Below are 15,547 nucleotides of genomic sequence, written 5' to 3' on the forward strand. Positions count from 1 at the left end.
GGCTCGGCCCCTCGAACGAATTAAGGAGCATCAGTCATGGCACATAAGAAAGCAGGCGGTTCATCGCGCAACGGTCGCGACTCAGCCGGCCGCCGCCTTGGCGTGAAGAAGTTCGGCGGTCAGGAAGTGATCGGCGGCAACATCATCGTGCGCCAGCGCGGCACCAAGGTCTATCCGGGCGTCAACGTCGGCATGGGCAAGGACCACACGCTGTTCGCGACCGCGGAAGGCCATGTCCGATTCCACGACGGCAAGCTCGGCCGCAAATATGTGTCGGTCGACGCCATGGCGGAAGCCGCCGAATAAGGACGATCTTGTACGGGTCGCCCACCAAGGGATGACCCGGAACGGTCCTTTTCGCCGAGGCGGAAACAAAGTTCGAAAAGAGGGAGACGGGTCACCCCGGACTCCCTTTTTTCTTGTCCGCTTTCCGCGACTTGGCGGACGGGCGCGAAAAACGGGCCATCCATCTCCCTCCGCATCGACTGTCGTCAAAGCGTCACCATCGGACGCCAAGGCGGCGGCAATTGGGAGTGATAAAGATGTTTGCGCGTACCGAAAGACTGTTGCTGCGGCCCGGCTGGCAGGAGGACGCCCCCGCGCTCGCGCGCGCGATCGGCGAGGAAGCGGTGGTCCGCAACCTTGCGACCGCGCCGTGGCCCTATGGCGAAGCGCAGGCGCAGGCGTTTCTGAGCCAGCCGATCGACCCCATGCAGCCGCGATTCCTGATTTTCGCCCGCACCGGCGGCGCCCCGCGCCTGGTCGGCGGCTGCGGCATTTCGCCCAGCCCCGAGGACGGGCTGGAAATGGGGTACTGGATCGCCCGCCCCTATTGGGGGCTGGGCTTCGCGACCGAGGCCGGCCGCCAGCTGATCCGCATCGCGCGCGCGCTGCACCTGCCCAGATTGTCGGCGGGGCATTTCCTCGACAATCCGGCATCGGGCGCGGTGCTGCGCAAGCTGGGCTTTCGCCCCACGGGCCAGATCGCCCAGCGCTTCAGCCTCGCGCGCGGCGGCGACGCCGCGGTCGCGCTGTTCGAAGAGGGCGATGCCGACGCCGATGGTCTTGTCACCCCGATGCGAAGCCGCATCGGGGTGGACGAAGATTTCCGCGAGGAATTGCGCCTGATGGCGGCGTGACGCGCCGGCAGTTTCGGGGTGGGACGCGGAATCTAGATCCTCCCCACTTGTGGGGAGGTGGCAGCGCGAAGCGCTGACGGAGGGGGTTGGCGTCGTCACGCAACCGGCGCGTCAGGCCGCCAGCCACCTCCACCACCTTCGGTGGTCCCCCTCCCCGTTCCGGGGAGGATTTAGGCGTCCGCACCCTGCCGCTTCCATCCCACCCCGCCCCGCAAACCTTACCCTCGCAATTTGCCGACCATGCCCATGATGTCGTCAAGCGGATTGCCGTCGCCGTCCATGTCGAGCATCTTGCCCAGGCCGCCGAGGCCGCCGGCCCCCGGCGCTGCGCCGCCGCCCATTGCGCCGCCGAGCACATTGCCGAGCATGCCGCCCAGACCGCCCGCAAGCCCGCCGCCCGCCCCGCTCTGGCCGCCCTGCTTTGCCATATACCCCGCCACCATCATCGCGAGGATCGGCAGCATCTTCTTGAGCAGCCCCGAATCGAGGCCGGTCTGCGCCGCGGCCTGCCCCGCGACGGTGCGGCTGACGTCCTTCGATCCGAAAATCTCGCCGAGCACGTCATTGCCCTGGCTGACCGGGGTCGGCTGCGATCCGAGCACCGAATCGAGCAGGCCGCCGCCGCCGAGCTGGCCAAGCAGCCCGCCGAGCCCTTCGATTCCGCCCGATTGCGCCTGTTTCTTGAAGCCGCCGAGGATCGCGGGGAGCAGCGCGTCGGCGCCCTGTTTGGCCATCGCGGGCGGCACGCCCAGCTCTTTCGCCATCGATTCGATGCCGCCGGCCTGCGCCAATATGTCGGTGAGGTTCATGTTGCTCGTCTCCCGCTCCGGCGCCGATCAGCCCGCGCCCGCGGCCGCGACTATACCAGTGCGCTGGCCCAGCACGAGTCGTTCATTCGGCTGTCATTTCCGGATGCATAGTCCTAGCCTGCGGGCCAACGACTCGCCCGCACCGGGCTTGGGCCGCGCCATAGTGGGAGTGATATCATGGGTATTTTCAGCAGCATCAAGGACGCGATTTTCGGCAAGAAAGCGGTCGCCGCGACGCCCGCCGCACCCGCCGCGCCGAACCCGGTCGGCTCGGCGCTCGACGCCGCGACCAGCGCGATGGCGGCTGCTCCGCCGCCCGCCGAGGTCGACGTCGATGCGATCCTGACCGCCGAAGCCGCCGGCAAAGACCTCAACTGGCGGACCTCGATCGTCGATCTGATGAAATTGCTCGGCATCGATTCGAGCCTCGCCAACCGCAAGGAGCTGGCGACCGAGCTCGGCTACACCGGCGACCTCGACGGCAGCGCCGAAATGAACATCTGGCTGCACAAGGCGGTGATGCGCGAACTCGCCGCGAACGGCGGCAAGGTGCCCGCCGATCTGACCGACTGATCCTGCATCGATCCTCCCCGTGCCGTAGGCATGGGGAGGTGGCAGCCCGAAGGGCTGACGGAGGGGCCATGGCGCAACGTAGCCGCCCCTCCACCATCCCTCGGATGGTCCCCCTCCCCACCGCTACGCGGCAGGGAGGATCTCACGGCATTGACCGTCTCCCGCGATTCCCTAGACAGGTTTCAGCAGAAACAACGTCGCAAGGGAGCCGCCGCGTGCATCATCAACTGTCCACCCCGCTCAGCCGCCGCCAGACTATTGCCACGCTGGGCTCCGGCGCCGCAGGGCTGGCGATCGCCGCGTGCAGCGGCAATCCCGGCGCGGTCGCGGCGCTGCCGGCGTCGGACGCCACACCGCAGGCCGCCGCCGACGCGCTGCTCGCTTCGATCGGCGACAATCTGCTCGCGCTGTCGCCCGAAAGCGCGACCTCGCTCGGCATCGACACCGGCGCCCGCGCCGCCGAACGCGGCAAATTGTCCGACCGGTCGGCGGCGGGTGTCCGCGCGGTTGCCGACACGCTGAAGGCCGACATCGCGCGCGTTCGCGCCTTTACCGAGGCGGGCGGCACCGACCGCATCGACCACCCGACGCGCACCAGCCTCGCGGTCGTCGAAAGCGCCTATGGCGTCGCGCTCGACGGTTTCGCCCTGCCCTATGGCGACGTCGCGGTCGGTGGCTGGCGCAACACGCCCTATGTCGTGATCCAGAACGTCGGCGCCTATCTCGACGTGCCGCGGCTGCTCGGCAGCGACCAGCCGGTCAAGACCAGCGGCGACGCCGAAGCCTATCTGGCGCGCCTCGGCGCATTCGCCGGCGTCCTCGACGGCGAGACCGAACGGCTGAAGGCGGCGGGCGGACAGGGGCTGATCCCGCCCGCCTTCCTGATCGACAAGGCGTTGCCGCAGATGGAGGCGACGCTGACCGACGCGCGCAGCGGCGGCAGCCTCGCCGACGCGCTGGCGGCGAAGGCGCAGAGCGCGGGGATCGCCGGCGACTGGCGCGGTCGCGCCGCCGCCATCGCGCAGGGGCCGGTGGCGGCGGCGCTCGCACGCCAGATCGCCGAACTCAAGGCGCAGCGCCCGCACGCGACGATGGACGCGGGGATGTGGGCGCGGCCGGGCGGCGACGAATGGTATGCGTGGGGGCTGCGCGCCAGCACGACGACGCGGATGACCCCCGACGAGGTGCATCAAATGGGCCGCGAAGAACTCGCCGAGTTGCACGGCCAGATGGACCCGATCCTCAAAAAGCTCGGCTATACCAAGGGGGCGGTCGGCGAACGGATGAACGCGCTCGCCGACGATCCGCGCTACAAATTCCCCGACAACGACGCCGGCCGCGCCGAGATCATGGCCTATATCCAGACCTGGCTCGGCAAGATCCGCGCCGAATTGCCGCGCGCCTTCCGCACGCTGGTGAAGGGCAATGTCGAAGTGAAGCGCCTGCCGCTCGCCGAGGAGCCGGGCGCGCCCGCGGCCTATGGCGGCGCCGGGTCGATCGACGGGACGATCCCCGGCAAATTCTGGATCAACCTGCGCACCACCGACCTGCACAGCAAATATTCGCTTCCCGACCTCGCGATGCACGAGGCGATTCCGGGACATGTGTGGCAGGGCGAATATTCCAACCAGATGCCGCTGATCCGCACCATGCTGGCATTCAATGCCTATTCGGAGGGCTGGGCGCTCTATGCCGAACAGCTCGCCGACGAGCTTGGCCTCTATGACGATTTCGAGGTCGGGCGGCTGGGTTACCTCCAGTCGCTGGCGTTCCGCGCCTGCCGCCTCGTCGTCGATACCGGCCTGCACGCGAAGCGCTGGACGCGCGAGCAGGGGGTCGAATTTTTCGTCAAGGAGAATGGCTCGAACCCGCTCGAGGTCGCGAGCGAGGTCGATCGTTATTGCAGCTGGGCGGGACAGGCGTGCGGATACAAGGTCGGGCACAGCGAAATCGTCCGCCAGCGCGGGCTGGCGCAGACGGCGCTGGGCGCGACATACGACTTGCGCGATTTCAACAATGTCGTGGTCGAGGGCGGTAATGTGCCGCTCGACGTGCTGGCGCAGAATGTCGCGGCCTATGTGGCGGGGGCGAAGGCGGCTTAGATTTCAGGATTCGCGATATTTCCAACTCGCACGAAGCCACGAAGCCACAAAGGGGGTCTTTCTCTCACCGTTTGTGCTGAGCTTGTCGAAGCATTGTCTGTCTTCACCGCCGAATGAAAAAACGGCCCTTCGACAAGCTCAGGGCGAACGGATTTGATGCCCCTTTGTGGCTTCGTGGCTTTGTGCGAGTCTTTTTTTGTGTCTCGCCGTCAGGGCAGCGGCGCAAGATCCGGCTCGACAAACCCCCGCCGCGCCGGCACCGAAAACAGCAGCGCGCGGCTGTAGAAGCGCAGCGGCCAGTCGCGGCGGCCTACGTCGGACCGCAGCAGCGCGTTGACGCACGCCGCCAGCCCCGTCTCGCTCGTCCCCGCCAGAAACAGCCGCACCCCCGCGACATAGGTTCGGGTAATGCTGTCGTGATAACCCTGTGTGTCGTCGTTCACCCCGCCGACGCTGGTGTTGAAGCGGCGGATGATGGTGCCGATCTCGGCATCGACGTCGATGTCGGAGCGCTCGCTGAGCAGCCACAGGCAGGCGCCCAGATGCGCCTCTTGCGTCCATGCTTCGCGTGGCAGCGTGCAGGCGAGCAGGCCTTCGCCAAGCGCGCGGATGTCATGGTCGCGCTCGAACAGGCGCGGCAAAAACTCGGCGGTCATCGGTCCGGTCCTTCCGGGTGAATTGCCACCCGGAAGTTATCCGGGCGAATTATGCTGCGACGGCGGCCTGCGGGGCCGCCTGGCGGACGCCTTCGTCGACATGCTCGGCAAATTGCGCGAAATTGTCGATGAACTGGCCGACCAGCACCTGCGCGGTGCGGTCATAGGCTTGCTTGTCGGTCCAGGCTTCGCGCGGATCGAGCAAAGCCGAATCAACGCCCGGCACCGCCACCGGCACCATGAAGCCGAAATTCGGATCCTTGCGGAATTCGGCGTCGTTCAGGCTGCCGTCGAGCGCGGCGTTGAGCAGCGCGCGGGTCGCCTTGATCGGCATCCGCTTGATGCTGTCCATCGTCGCCATGCCGCCGGTCCAGCCGGTGTTGACCAGCCAGCACTGGACCCCGCCCTTGGCGATGCGTTCCTTCAGCAAATTGCCATAGACCGACGGGTGGCGCGGCATGAACGGCGCGCCGAAACAGGTCGAGAAGGTCGCCTCGGGCTCGGTCACGCCGATTTCGGTCCCCGCGACGCGCGCGGTGTAGCCCGACAGGAAGTGATACATCGCCTGCTCGGGGGTGAGCTTGGCGATCGGGGGCAGCACGCCATAGGCATCGGCAGTGAGCATGATGATGTTCTGCGGCACCGGCCCCATATTCTTTTCCGACGTGTTCGGAATGAAGTCGAGCGGGTACGAACCACGGCTGTTCTCGGCGAGGCTGGCGTCGTCGAAATCGAGTTCGCGGGTGACCGGGTCGATCACGACATTTTCGAGCACGGTGCCGAAGCGCTTGGTCGTCGCGAAAATCTCGGGCTCGGCCTCAGGCGACAGGCGGATCATCTTGGCGTAGCAACCGCCCTCGAAATTGAAGACCGCGGTGTCCGACCAGCCATGCTCGTCGTCGCCGATCAGGGTGCGCGACGCGTCGGCCGACAGCGTCGTCTTGCCGGTGCCCGAAAGTCCGAAAAAGACCGCGGTGTCGCCGTTCGGCCCCATGTTCGCCGAACAGTGCATCGGCATCACGCCCTTCGCGGGCAGCAGGTAATTGAGGATGCCGAACACCGACTTCTTCATTTCGCCGGCATAAGCGGTGCCGCCGATCAGCACGAGCTTTTCGGTGAAATTCACCGCGACAACCGTCTCGCTGCGCGTGCCATGCTTCGCCGGATCGGCGCGGAAGCTGGGCAAGTCGACGATCGTATATTCGGCCGCGAACGCCGCCAGCTCGTCAGCGGTCGGGCGAACAAGCAGAGTGCGGATAAACTGGCTGTGCCAGGCGAATTCGGTGACGACCTGCACCGCGACGCGATGCTCGGCCTGCGAGCCGCCGAACAGCTGCTGGCGGAACAGGCGCGGGCGCGCCGCCAGATGCGCGAAGAAGTCGGCCTTCAATGCCGCAAAATGATCGGGGGTCATCGCCACGTTGGTCTTGCCCCACCAGATCGTGTCGGCGGTCTCGGCGTCCTGGACGATGAACTTGTCTTTGGCCGAACGGCCGGTGTGCTTGCCGGTTTCGACGACGAGCGGGCCATCCTTGGCCAGCAGGCCTTCGCCGTGCCGGATCGCATCCTCGATCAGCGCCGAGGTGCCCCAGTTTTCGGCGACCTCCGCCTGCGTTTCGACGGTCTGATTGCCGATCGCCACCTGTGTCATCGTCTTGACCTTTCCCATGTCCGTCGGCCCGATTGCATAGGTATGCAGGAGATGCCGCGCAAAAGGGCAGGCCCGCATTACCATGGGTGCCGACGTGACGCCGATTCCGTAAATCAAGGGTCGCGTTAGCGAGGATGGCGGGAGAGGTCAAAAGATTCCAGCGCGCCCACGCACCGTTCCGTGGCGGTTGTCGGTGGCGGCGCGATAGGCTAGCTCTGCACCCGGCCCCGCCCAACGGAAAGAGCATGACGGCAACCATCGCGCTGGTCGACGACGACCGCAACATCCTGCAATCCCTGTCGATCGCGCTGCAGGCCGAGGGTTTCGTCACGCGCGTCTATTCGGACGGCGAGGCGGCGCTGAAGCCGTTGATCGACAATCCGCCCGACCTTGCTGTGTTCGACGTCAAGATGCCGCGCATGGACGGGCTGGAACTGCTGCGCCGGCTGCGCGAGAAAAGCCAGCTGCCGGTCATTTTCCTGACCAGCAAGGACGACGAGATCGACGAAGCGCTGGGGCTGGCGATGGGCGCCGATGACTATATCGCCAAGCCCTTTTCCCAGCGCTTAGTGATCGCGCGCATCCGCGCGATTCTGCGCCGTGTCGAGCTCAACCGCGCCGCACCGAGCGAAGACGACGAGCCGGTCGCCGAGCCGATCACGCGCGGGCGGCTGGCGATGGATCCGGCGCGCCACAAGGTCAGCTGGGACGGCAAGGACGTGACGCTGACCGTCACCGAATTCCTGATCCTCGAAACCCTCGCCAGCCGGCCGGGGATCGTGCGCAGCCGCAACCAGCTGATGGACGCGGCCTATCAGGACGACGTCTATATCGACGACCGCACGATCGACAGCCACATCAAGCGCCTGCGCCGCAAATTCCGCGAGGTCGATCCCGAATTCGACGGCATCGCGACATTGTACGGGGCGGGTTACCGCTTTTCCGACGATGGCTGACGCCGCCCACGATCTGGAAGAGGCGCCGCTCGTCTGGTCGGCGCGCTGGTCGCTGACCACGCGCATCCTGGCGGTGAATATTCTGGCGGTCGCGCTGCTGGCGGGCGGTTTCTATTATCTCGACACCTATCGCTCGCGCCTTGTCGATACGCGGATCGCGGTGATGGAGGACCAGCTCGCACAGCTCGACGCCGCGCTCGAGGCGGCGCGGCCCGACCAGCGCGCGCGGCTGATCGGCGAATTCACCCGCGCGACCGAATCGCGGCTACGCTTTTACGCCGCCGACGGCACCCGCCTGTCCGACAGCTTTGCCAGCGGACCGCCAACCTACACGCTGCGCGACCCCAACCTCCAGCCATGGAAACGCGACGCCGCGCGCGCGATGGACCGCGGCATCGACTGGATCGTCGGCGCGCCAAGCTATCCCGATTTCCGTGAACCGCGGCGCGACACCGCCGCCGCCTGGCCCGAGGTGATCGAAACGCAGCGCAGCGGCGGGGCGGCGACTCGCTTCCGCTACGCCCCCGAACGCACCCCCTTGCTCAGCGCGGCGCGCGTCGTCGATTTCGACACCCCGCAGGCGATGCTGATGACGCTCAACGCGCGCGACATCACGCGGACGGTGCGCGCCGAACGCTTCCGGCTCGCGGTCGTCGTCGCCGTGGTGCTGATGACGTCGGTGCTGCTCTCGCTCTTCCTCGCCCGCACCATCGTGCGCCCACTGCGCAAGCTGGCGCGCGCCGCGGTGCGCGTCCGCCTCGGCCGCGCGCGCGAGGTCGTCGTGCCGCGCCTGCCCAGCCGCCGCGACGAGATCGGCACGCTCGCGCGTGCACTCTCCGACATGACGCAGGCGCTGCGCGAGCGCATCGACGCCGGCGAACATTTCGCCGCCGACGTCACGCACGAACTCAAGAACCCGATCGCGTCGGTGCGCTCGGCGATCGAGGGACTCGGTCGCGTCCAGACCGACGCCCAGCGCGCCCAGCTGCTCGCCATCGCCGACGAGGATGTCCGGCGGCTCGACCGTCTGGTCAGCGACATCAGCGAGGCGAGCCGCGTCGATGCGCAATTGTCGCGCACCCTGTTCGAACCGGTCGATGTCGGGATGATGATCGAATCGATGCTCGCCGGGCGGACCGCGCGCGCCGAAGCCGACGACAGCAGCGCGCCGATCCCGCGCATCGCGTTCGCGCGGCCGCGCAAGGACACGACGACGGTGATGGGCGACGGCCACCGGCTCGAACGCGCGATCGACAATATCCTCGACAATGCGATCAGCTTTTCGCCGGCCGGCGGGCTGGTGTGCATCCGCGCGACGCGGCTCGGCAACGAGGTGCAGATCGGCGTCGACGACGACGGACCGGGGATCGAACCCGGCCAGCGCGAGGCGATATTCCGCCGGTTTCACAGCGAACGCCCCGATGGCGAAGCCTTCGGCCGCCACAGCGGGCTGGGCCTCGCGATCGCCCGCACGATCATCGAGGGGCATGGCGGTACGGTGGCGGCGCGCGACCGCGACGACAGCCAGCCGGGCGCGAGCCTGCTGATCACCCTGCCCGCCGCCGAGGGCAGCGGCACCGTCTGACCCGGCCGGTCGCGGCCCATCCGCCTTGCAGGTGCGGCGCGTCGCCGGTAAGCCATGGCGATGCTGCCCAGCCGGACCAGGCCAGACATCGTCAACATCCACGCCAGCTGCGTTGCGGCGGGCAACGGCGGAGTGCTGATTCTCGGCCGCTCCGGGCAGGGCAAGTCCGACCTGGCGCTGCGCCTGATCGATCGCGGCGCGCGGCTCGTCGCCGACGACCGCTGCGATGTCTGGTTCGAACGCGACCGGCTGTGGTGCCGCCCCCCAGAAAGCCTGGCGGGCAAGCTCGAGGTGCGAGGCATCGGGATCATCGAGCGTCCGTGGCGCGCACCGGTGCCGCTGGCGCTCGCGGTGCGGCTGACCGATCATTACGACCGGATGCCGGCGGTGAACCAGGTCGAGACGGTCGCCGGGCATCCGCTCCCCGCGCTGCTCCTGTCGGCGTTCGAAGTGTCGGCGCCGATCAAGATCATGCTTGCGCTCGAACGGCTGGCGCCGGCCGCATGACCGACGCGAGCGCCCCCGTCGCTGAACCGCGCCTGCTGCTCGTCACCGGCCTGTCGGGCGCCGGCAAGTCGACGGTGCTCAAGGTGCTCGAGGATCTGGGTTGGGAGGTCGTCGACAATTTGCCGCTCGCGTTGCTCGACGCGCTGCTCGAGGCGCCGGTGCATCGCAGCGAGGCAAACCGCCCGATCGCGGTCGGCATCGACAGCCGCAGCCGCGGCTTCAAGCCGGCGCTGCTCGTCAAGCGGATCAAGGAATTGCGCGGCGCCGGCGGCCGCGACGTCCAGACCCTGTTTCTCGACTGCGCCGGCGCCGAGCTGGAACGGCGCTTTTCCGAAACCCGCCGCCGCCACCCGCTCGCCGAGGACCGCCCGGCCGCCGACGGCATCGCGCGCGAGCGCGAGATGATGGAATCGCTGCGCCGCTGGGCCGAGCATGTCGTCGACACCACCAATTACAGCAGTAACGACCTGCAACAGGAAATCCGCCAGCGCTTCGGCGACACCGGGCAGGACGAACCGGTGCTCAATATCCTGAGCTTCGGGTTCGCGCGCGGGCTGCCGCGCAACGCCGACCTGGTGTTCGACATGCGCTATCTGCGCAACCCGCACTGGGACGCGAAACTGAAACCCGGCACCGGGCTCGACGCCGATGTCGCCGCTTATGTGATGGCCGACCCCGCCTATGAAGCCACCGTGTCGCAGATCGAGGCGCTGCTGCTCGCGCTGCTGCCGCGTTACCGCGCCGAGGGCAAAAGCTATGTCACCATCGCGTTCGGCTGCACCGGCGGGCGCCACCGCTCGGTGCACGTCGCCGAACGCGTCGCGCGGGCGCTGCGCGCCGGCGGCCACAGCCCGACCGTCACCCACCGCAATCTTGACTCCGCCCCGCAAGATGGGCTTGAGGGCAAGCCCCCGTCCGCATCTCCCGCGCCCGGCGGCAAAGCATAAGGGTTTCGCACACCATGCCCAGCGATAAAGCATTGCCATTGCTTGGAATGGTCCTCGTCACCCACGGCCGACTCGCCGCGGAGATGGTGACCGCGATGGAGCATGTCGTCGGTCCGCAGCGCGCGATCGCGACGGTGTGCATCGGCCCCAACGACAATATGGAAATGCGGCGCAAGGAAATCGCCGACGCGATCCGCGCGGTCGACGAGGGGCGCGGGGTGATCATGCTGACCGACCTGTTCGGCGGCACCCCGTCGAACCTTGCGATCAGCCTGCTCGAACCGGGGCGGACCGAAGTGATCGCCGGGGTCAACCTGCCGATGCTGATCCGCCTCGAAAGCGCGCGCAAGGCGATGGACATCCGCCCCGCGGTGATCGCCGCGAAAGAGGCGGGCCAGAAATATATCTCGGTCGCGTCCGAAATGCTGGGGGTCGGGTGATGGGCGAAGTGTCGGAGACGGTCGAGATCACCAACCAGCGCGGGCTGCACGCGCGCGCCAGCGCCAAGTTCGTGACCTTCGTCAGCCGCCTGCCCGAAAGCGTGTCGGTCGAGGTCGAAAAGGGCGGGTCGCGCGTCAACGGCACCTCGATCATGGGGTTGATGATGCTCGGCGCCGCGAAGGGCGACACGATCACCATCCACACGCGCGGCGACGGCGCCGATGCGGCGCTGCTCAAGCTGGTCGGGCTGGTCAAGGACAGCTTCGGCGAGGATTGACGGCATGCGCCGCACCCCCATCGAAAGCGTGTCGAACCCGCTGGTCAAGCGGATGCGCCTGCTCCGCGAAAAGCGCCATCGCCGCGCCGAAGGGCTGTTCCTTGCCGAAGGGCTGCGCATCGCGACCGAGGCGCGCGAGGCCGGGGTGCTCCCGCACTGGCTGTTCCTCGGCCCCGAAGGCGATAGCCATCCGCTCGCGGCCGCACTCGTCGCGGACACGCTGGCGGCCGGCGGCGAGGTGATCGACACCACCCCGGCGATCCTTTCAAAATTGTCGGGCAAGGACAATGCGCAGACCGTCGTCGGCATCTACCCCGAACCGAAGACGACGCTCGCCGACCTGGACCGCGATGCCGCGCCGATCTGGCTCGTCGCCGAGCGGCTGCGCGATCCCGGCAACCTCGGCACAATGCTGCGCACCGGCGACGCGGTCGGCGCCGGCGGGCTGATCCTGCTCGACGAAAGCACCGATCCTTATGCGGTCGAGGCGGTGCGCGCGAGCATGGGGGCGATCTTTACCCAGACGCTGGTGCAGGCGCGCTGGGAGGAGTTCCTGCCCTGGCTGCGCGCCGGACCGGGCGAACTCGTCGCGACCTGGCTCGGCGCCGATACGCTCGATTATCAGGCGGTGCGCTACGCCGCGCCGACCTTCATCCTCACCGGCAATGAATCGCAGGGCCTGCCCGCCGCCTATGCCGCCGCCGCCGACAGGCGCGTCAAGATGCCGATGATGGGCAAGGCCGACAGCCTGAATGCCGCGGTCGCCACCGCGGTGATGGCCTATGAGGTGCTGAACCAGCGGCGGGGGTGACCCGCGGGCCTGAGCCTCATTCAGCCAGCATCCAGCCCGATGCAACTACACCGACCTATCCGCCGTTCGTGTCGAGCGATGCGAACGGATTCAGGAGAGTCATCATGTCCAAACTTGCAGCCGCCGCCCTGCCATTCGCTTTTCTCGCCCTCGCCGCCTGCGTCCCCGTTTCCGACGCGCCGCCCGGCGCGCCCGCCCCCGCAGCCGCCTATTTCGCGCTCGGCACCGAGCCCGGCTGGTCGCTCGAAATCTCCCCCGGGCTGCTCAACTATGACGGCGATTATGGCGACACCAAGATCCTGCAACCCAACCCCGGCGCGCAGCCGACCGCGACCGGCGAGCGCTACGTCACCGAACGCCTCGTCGTCGAGGTGACCCGCGGCGAATGCAGCGACGGGATGAGCGACCGCCGCTACCGCGACACGGTGACCGTCACCGCCGACGGGACGACCGTGAAAGGCTGCGGCGGCGGCGTGCTGCCGCCGACCGCGCTCGCCGGCACCAACTGGACCTTCGCCGCGATCGGCGGCGCCCCGGTGGCCGCAGACCGGCCGACCTCGCTGCAATTCGACGGCAGCCGGATCAGCGGCAGCGCCGGCTGCAACCGCTTTTCGGGCAGCTATTCGGCCGACGGCGGCACGCTCACCGCGGGGCCGCTGGCGGCGACCGAGATGGCGTGTCCGGGCGCCGGCATGACGCAGGAAAACGCCTTCTTCGAGCTGATGCGCGGGCCGGTCAGCCTGACCTTCCCCGCCGACGGCACGCTGATCCTGACCGGCGCCGAGGGGCGGACTGCGGTGCTGAAGCGGGTCATTTGATCCGCGCGAAAATCCGGCGCCAACCCCTCAGCCGTTCGTGCTGAGCTTGTCGAAGCACCGCACTTCCTTTGACGCCAGAACAGAACGGCCCTTCGACAAGCTCAGGGCGAACGGAATTGGGGTTAGCCTGTGATTCAATCGCCGTCGTTGACCGCGCTCGGCGCCGCGGCCAGCTTCGCCAGCGGGCGCGCCGACTGCTCGGCGACGGGCAGCGCGGGGATTTCGCGGTCGCCGGTCTCGACGTCGAGCGCCTCGAACCGCTTGGCCTGCGTCAGCACCTGCGATTCGAAACTGCCGACGAACGCATTATACGCGCCGGTCGCCTGATCGAGATTGCGCCCGACCTTGGCGATGTGCGACCCCATCACCGACATGCGCGCATACAGCTCCTTGCCCAGCGCCGCGATTTCGCGCGCCTGATTGGCGAGCTTTTCCTGCCGCCACACGGCGGCGACGGTGCGCGCGATCGCGATGAGGTTGGTCGGGGTCGCGAGCAGCACCTTGCGCTCGAACGCATAGTCCCAGAGCGTCGGATCCTGATCGAGCGCCGCGGCGAGGAAATGTTCGCCGGGCACGAACATCACGACGAAATCGGGCGTATCCTCGAACTGGTTCCAATAGGCCTTGGCGCCGAGCGTGTTGACATGCGCTTTCATCGCCGCGGCATGCGCGACCAGATGCGCCGCCTTCTCGCGCTCCTCGACCGCGCCGAACGCATCCTGATAGGCGTTGAGCGACACTTTGGCGTCGATCACCAGATTCTGCCCGCCCGGCACCCGCACCACGACGTCGGGGCGCAGCCGCCCACCGTCGCCGTCATTCACGCTCACCTCGGTCTGGAAATCGGCATGTTCGGAGAGCCCGCAGCTTTCGAGCACGTTGCGCAGTTGTTGCTCGCCCCAGCGCCCGCGCGCCTTGGGGGCGTTGCGCAGCGCGTTGACCAGCTTCGCCGCCTCGCTCGACACGCGCTCGGTGCCCTCGCGCATCGCGGCGATCTGGCCGTGCAGCAGCCCGAAAGCGTCGCGCCGCTCGGCCTCGACCTTCGCCACCGCGACCTCATATTTTTCGAGCCTGTCGTGGACCGGCGACAGCAGCGCCTTCAGATTTTGCCCCGCGGTCGCCTCGCTTTCCTTGAACCGCGCCTCGGCGCGTTCGAGGAACGCCTTTTGCGCGCCGTCTAGCATCACCTGCCCAACCTCGCGGAACTGCGCCGTGAGCGCCGCCTGCGCGTCCTTCAACTGGGCGATCTGCGCGTCGTGCGCGGCGTCGCGCGCCTTCTGCTCGCTGAGCAGCGCCGCAAGCTGGATATCCGCCGCCTTGCGCGCCTCGGCTTCGGCGGCAAGGTCGGTCACTGCGGTCCGGAAGCGCTCGGCCAGCCCGTCGCGCTCGGCGGTCAGCGCCCCCGACTGCCGACCGGCGAACAACCAGCCGATCAGCGCGCCGATGGCGAGGGCAACAAGGGCGACGACGAGCGCGATTCCATCCATGCCGGGAACATAGGACGAACGCCGGTCGTCTGGCTAGGGGCTAAATGTTCGGACGCCGGATCAAAACGCGGGCGGGCGAGGTCGGCGTTGGGGTGGGGAGCGGACATCGCCGATCCTCCCCCGCAGGGGGAGGGGGACCACCCGAAGGGTGGTGGAGGGGCACGCAAGGTCATACGCAAGCGCTCGACACCGCGTACCCCTCCACCAGCTTCCCTGGTCCCCCTCCCCGTGCCGGGGAGGATCGCTTTGGGCAAAGTCCGCCGGCTAACCGCCAGCCCTTATACCCCCGAACGGCAATATCGCCCGATACGCCTCGACCCCCGGCGCACCGCCGACGACCATGCCCTGCGTCAGAAGCCAGTAATGACGCACGATCTCGGCCTGCTGCTCCAGCCCGTAGCGTTCGAGCAGCCAGCCGGGTTTCAAGCTGTAGCTGTAGGTCGCGAACGGGTGGCGCATCAGCACCAGATACCAGCGCCCGCGCGTCTGCGCCTGCCACACATGCGTCATTTCATGAATGAACAGGCCCTGCAGTCGCTGCGACGCGGCGCTGAAATCGTCGCAATAGAGGTCGCCGTGCGGGTTGAAATGCAGGCTGCCCATCGGCGCCATCACGATGTGGCGCGGCTGGAAAAATATCCATTTGTGGTGGCAGATGCGCGCGCGGTCATAGGCGATCGCGTCGCCGAACACGGTCCGGGCGAGCGCGATTTCGCCGTTGGTCAGGGGGCGGGACGACTTCGCCATCAGAACCCCGTCATTGCGAAGAGCCGAAGGCGACGCGGCAA

Annotated in this window: 17 protein-coding genes; 12 read left to right on the forward strand and 5 right to left on the reverse strand. The window is 67.8% G+C overall.

All coding sequences use genetic code 11. From position 1 onward, the window contains the following. Positions 1–36: 36 nt before the first annotated feature. Both rpmA and HEQ22_RS11620 read left to right on the forward strand, forming a co-directional pair. Complete coding sequence (rpmA, locus tag HEQ22_RS11615; RefSeq protein WP_039577112.1) at positions 37–306, forward strand: 50S ribosomal protein L27; 270 nt, start codon at positions 37–39, stop codon at positions 304–306. A gap of 236 nt (positions 307–542) precedes the next feature. Next, entirely contained in the window at positions 543–1,139 is a 597-nt protein-coding gene (locus tag HEQ22_RS11620; protein ID WP_432768057.1) for a GNAT family N-acetyltransferase, read from the forward strand. A 218-nt stretch (positions 1,140–1,357) separates the two neighbouring features. Here HEQ22_RS11620 and HEQ22_RS11625 read toward each other — a convergent pair whose 3' ends face one another. Beyond that, positions 1,358–1,948, reverse strand: coding sequence for a DUF937 domain-containing protein (locus HEQ22_RS11625; protein ID WP_432768058.1), 591 nt, complete (start codon positions 1,946–1,948; stop codon positions 1,358–1,360). Between the two features lie 177 nt (positions 1,949–2,125). Between HEQ22_RS11625 and HEQ22_RS11630 the strand changes: the two genes are divergently transcribed. Continuing rightward, the gene (locus HEQ22_RS11630; protein WP_432768059.1) at positions 2,126–2,521 is read left to right on the forward strand and encodes a DUF3597 domain-containing protein; all 396 of its coding nucleotides are present in this window, start codon (positions 2,126–2,128) and stop codon (positions 2,519–2,521) included. Positions 2,522–2,736: 215 nt separating this feature from the next. Beyond that, a complete protein-coding gene (locus tag HEQ22_RS11635; protein WP_432768060.1) occupies positions 2,737–4,623 on the forward strand; it encodes a DUF885 domain-containing protein in 1,887 nt (628 codons plus the stop codon). A gap of 209 nt (positions 4,624–4,832) precedes the next feature. On the opposite strand, the gene HEQ22_RS11640 is transcribed toward HEQ22_RS11635, so the two are convergent. Beyond that, the gene (locus HEQ22_RS11640; RefSeq protein ID WP_432768061.1) at positions 4,833–5,279 is read right to left on the reverse strand and encodes a hypothetical protein; all 447 of its coding nucleotides are present in this window, start codon (positions 5,277–5,279) and stop codon (positions 4,833–4,835) included. A 49-nt stretch (positions 5,280–5,328) separates the two neighbouring features. After that, entirely contained in the window at positions 5,329–6,930 is a 1,602-nt protein-coding gene (locus HEQ22_RS11645) for a phosphoenolpyruvate carboxykinase (protein ID WP_432768062.1), read from the reverse strand. Positions 6,931–7,175: 245 nt separating this feature from the next. Between HEQ22_RS11645 and HEQ22_RS11650 the strand changes: the two genes are divergently transcribed. From HEQ22_RS11650 to HEQ22_RS11685, 8 genes are all read left to right on the forward strand, one after another. Continuing rightward, positions 7,176–7,886, forward strand: a complete 711-nt coding sequence (locus HEQ22_RS11650) for a response regulator (RefSeq protein ID WP_432768063.1) — start codon at positions 7,176–7,178, stop codon at positions 7,884–7,886. Continuing rightward, positions 7,879–9,471: an ATP-binding protein gene (locus tag HEQ22_RS11655; RefSeq protein WP_432768064.1), complete on the forward strand. Its 1,593-nt coding sequence runs from the start codon at positions 7,879–7,881 to the stop codon at positions 9,469–9,471. The genes HEQ22_RS11650 and HEQ22_RS11655 overlap by 8 nt, the downstream gene beginning before the upstream one ends. Positions 9,472–9,525: 54 nt before the next feature. Then, positions 9,526–9,978 (forward strand): HPr kinase/phosphorylase, encoded by a 453-nt coding sequence (locus HEQ22_RS11660; protein WP_432768065.1) that lies wholly within the window; start codon positions 9,526–9,528, stop codon positions 9,976–9,978. After that, on the forward strand, positions 9,975–10,925 hold the full coding sequence (gene rapZ / locus HEQ22_RS11665) for an RNase adapter RapZ (RefSeq protein ID WP_432768066.1): 951 nt from the start codon (positions 9,975–9,977) through the stop codon (positions 10,923–10,925). Before HEQ22_RS11660 ends, rapZ begins: the two co-directional genes overlap by 4 nt. A gap of 38 nt (positions 10,926–10,963) precedes the next feature. Further along, on the forward strand, positions 10,964–11,365 hold the full coding sequence (locus HEQ22_RS11670; protein WP_432770865.1) for a PTS sugar transporter subunit IIA: 402 nt from the start codon (positions 10,964–10,966) through the stop codon (positions 11,363–11,365). Continuing rightward, complete coding sequence (locus HEQ22_RS11675; protein ID WP_432768067.1) at positions 11,365–11,643, forward strand: HPr family phosphocarrier protein; 279 nt, start codon at positions 11,365–11,367, stop codon at positions 11,641–11,643. Before HEQ22_RS11670 ends, HEQ22_RS11675 begins: the two co-directional genes overlap by 1 nt. A gap of 4 nt (positions 11,644–11,647) precedes the next feature. After that, positions 11,648–12,454 (forward strand): TrmH family RNA methyltransferase, encoded by an 807-nt coding sequence (locus tag HEQ22_RS11680; protein WP_432768068.1) that lies wholly within the window; start codon positions 11,648–11,650, stop codon positions 12,452–12,454. A 104-nt stretch (positions 12,455–12,558) separates the two neighbouring features. Beyond that, a complete protein-coding gene (locus tag HEQ22_RS11685) occupies positions 12,559–13,272 on the forward strand; it encodes an META domain-containing protein (RefSeq protein ID WP_432768069.1) in 714 nt (237 codons plus the stop codon). A gap of 134 nt (positions 13,273–13,406) precedes the next feature. Here the strand turns inward: HEQ22_RS11685 and HEQ22_RS11690 are convergent, their stop codons facing one another. After that, positions 13,407–14,759: a DNA recombination protein RmuC gene (locus HEQ22_RS11690; RefSeq protein WP_432768070.1), complete on the reverse strand. Its 1,353-nt coding sequence runs from the start codon at positions 14,757–14,759 to the stop codon at positions 13,407–13,409. 264 nt (positions 14,760–15,023) lie between these two features. Beyond that, positions 15,024–15,506 carry a vgr related protein gene (locus HEQ22_RS11695; RefSeq protein WP_432768071.1) on the reverse strand — a complete coding sequence of 161 codons (483 nt, stop codon included), beginning with the start codon at positions 15,504–15,506 and terminating at the stop codon, positions 15,024–15,026. Between the last annotated feature and the right edge of the window lie 41 nt (positions 15,507–15,547).

Origin of the sequence: Sphingopyxis sp. (genome assembly GCF_050916055.1) — a bacterium.
In the GTDB taxonomy this organism is placed as follows: domain Bacteria; phylum Pseudomonadota; class Alphaproteobacteria; order Sphingomonadales; family Sphingomonadaceae; genus Sphingopyxis.

Coding starts and splice junctions, on each gene's coding strand:
- HEQ22_RS11695 (WP_432768071.1), bottom strand. CDS start 15,506: ATGGCGAAGTCGTCCCGCCCCCTGACCAACGGCGAAATCGCGCTCGCC.
- HEQ22_RS11655 (WP_432768064.1), top strand. CDS start 7,879: ATGGCTGACGCCGCCCACGATCTGGAAGAGGCGCCGCTCGTCTGGTCG.
- rapZ (WP_432768066.1), top strand. CDS start 9,975: ATGACCGACGCGAGCGCCCCCGTCGCTGAACCGCGCCTGCTGCTCGTC.
- HEQ22_RS11630 (WP_432768059.1), top strand. CDS start 2,126: ATGGGTATTTTCAGCAGCATCAAGGACGCGATTTTCGGCAAGAAAGCG.
- HEQ22_RS11675 (WP_432768067.1), top strand. CDS start 11,365: ATGGGCGAAGTGTCGGAGACGGTCGAGATCACCAACCAGCGCGGGCTG.
- HEQ22_RS11690 (WP_432768070.1), bottom strand. CDS start 14,759: ATGGATGGAATCGCGCTCGTCGTCGCCCTTGTTGCCCTCGCCATCGGC.
- HEQ22_RS11625 (WP_432768058.1), bottom strand. CDS start 1,948: ATGAACCTCACCGACATATTGGCGCAGGCCGGCGGCATCGAATCGATG.
- HEQ22_RS11640 (WP_432768061.1), bottom strand. CDS start 5,279: ATGACCGCCGAGTTTTTGCCGCGCCTGTTCGAGCGCGACCATGACATC.
- HEQ22_RS11645 (WP_432768062.1), bottom strand. CDS start 6,930: ATGACACAGGTGGCGATCGGCAATCAGACCGTCGAAACGCAGGCGGAG.
- rpmA (WP_039577112.1), top strand. CDS start 37: ATGGCACATAAGAAAGCAGGCGGTTCATCGCGCAACGGTCGCGACTCA.
- HEQ22_RS11660 (WP_432768065.1), top strand. CDS start 9,526: ATGGCGATGCTGCCCAGCCGGACCAGGCCAGACATCGTCAACATCCAC.
- HEQ22_RS11620 (WP_432768057.1), top strand. CDS start 543: ATGTTTGCGCGTACCGAAAGACTGTTGCTGCGGCCCGGCTGGCAGGAG.
- HEQ22_RS11650 (WP_432768063.1), top strand. CDS start 7,176: ATGACGGCAACCATCGCGCTGGTCGACGACGACCGCAACATCCTGCAA.
- HEQ22_RS11680 (WP_432768068.1), top strand. CDS start 11,648: ATGCGCCGCACCCCCATCGAAAGCGTGTCGAACCCGCTGGTCAAGCGG.
- HEQ22_RS11685 (WP_432768069.1), top strand. CDS start 12,559: ATGTCCAAACTTGCAGCCGCCGCCCTGCCATTCGCTTTTCTCGCCCTC.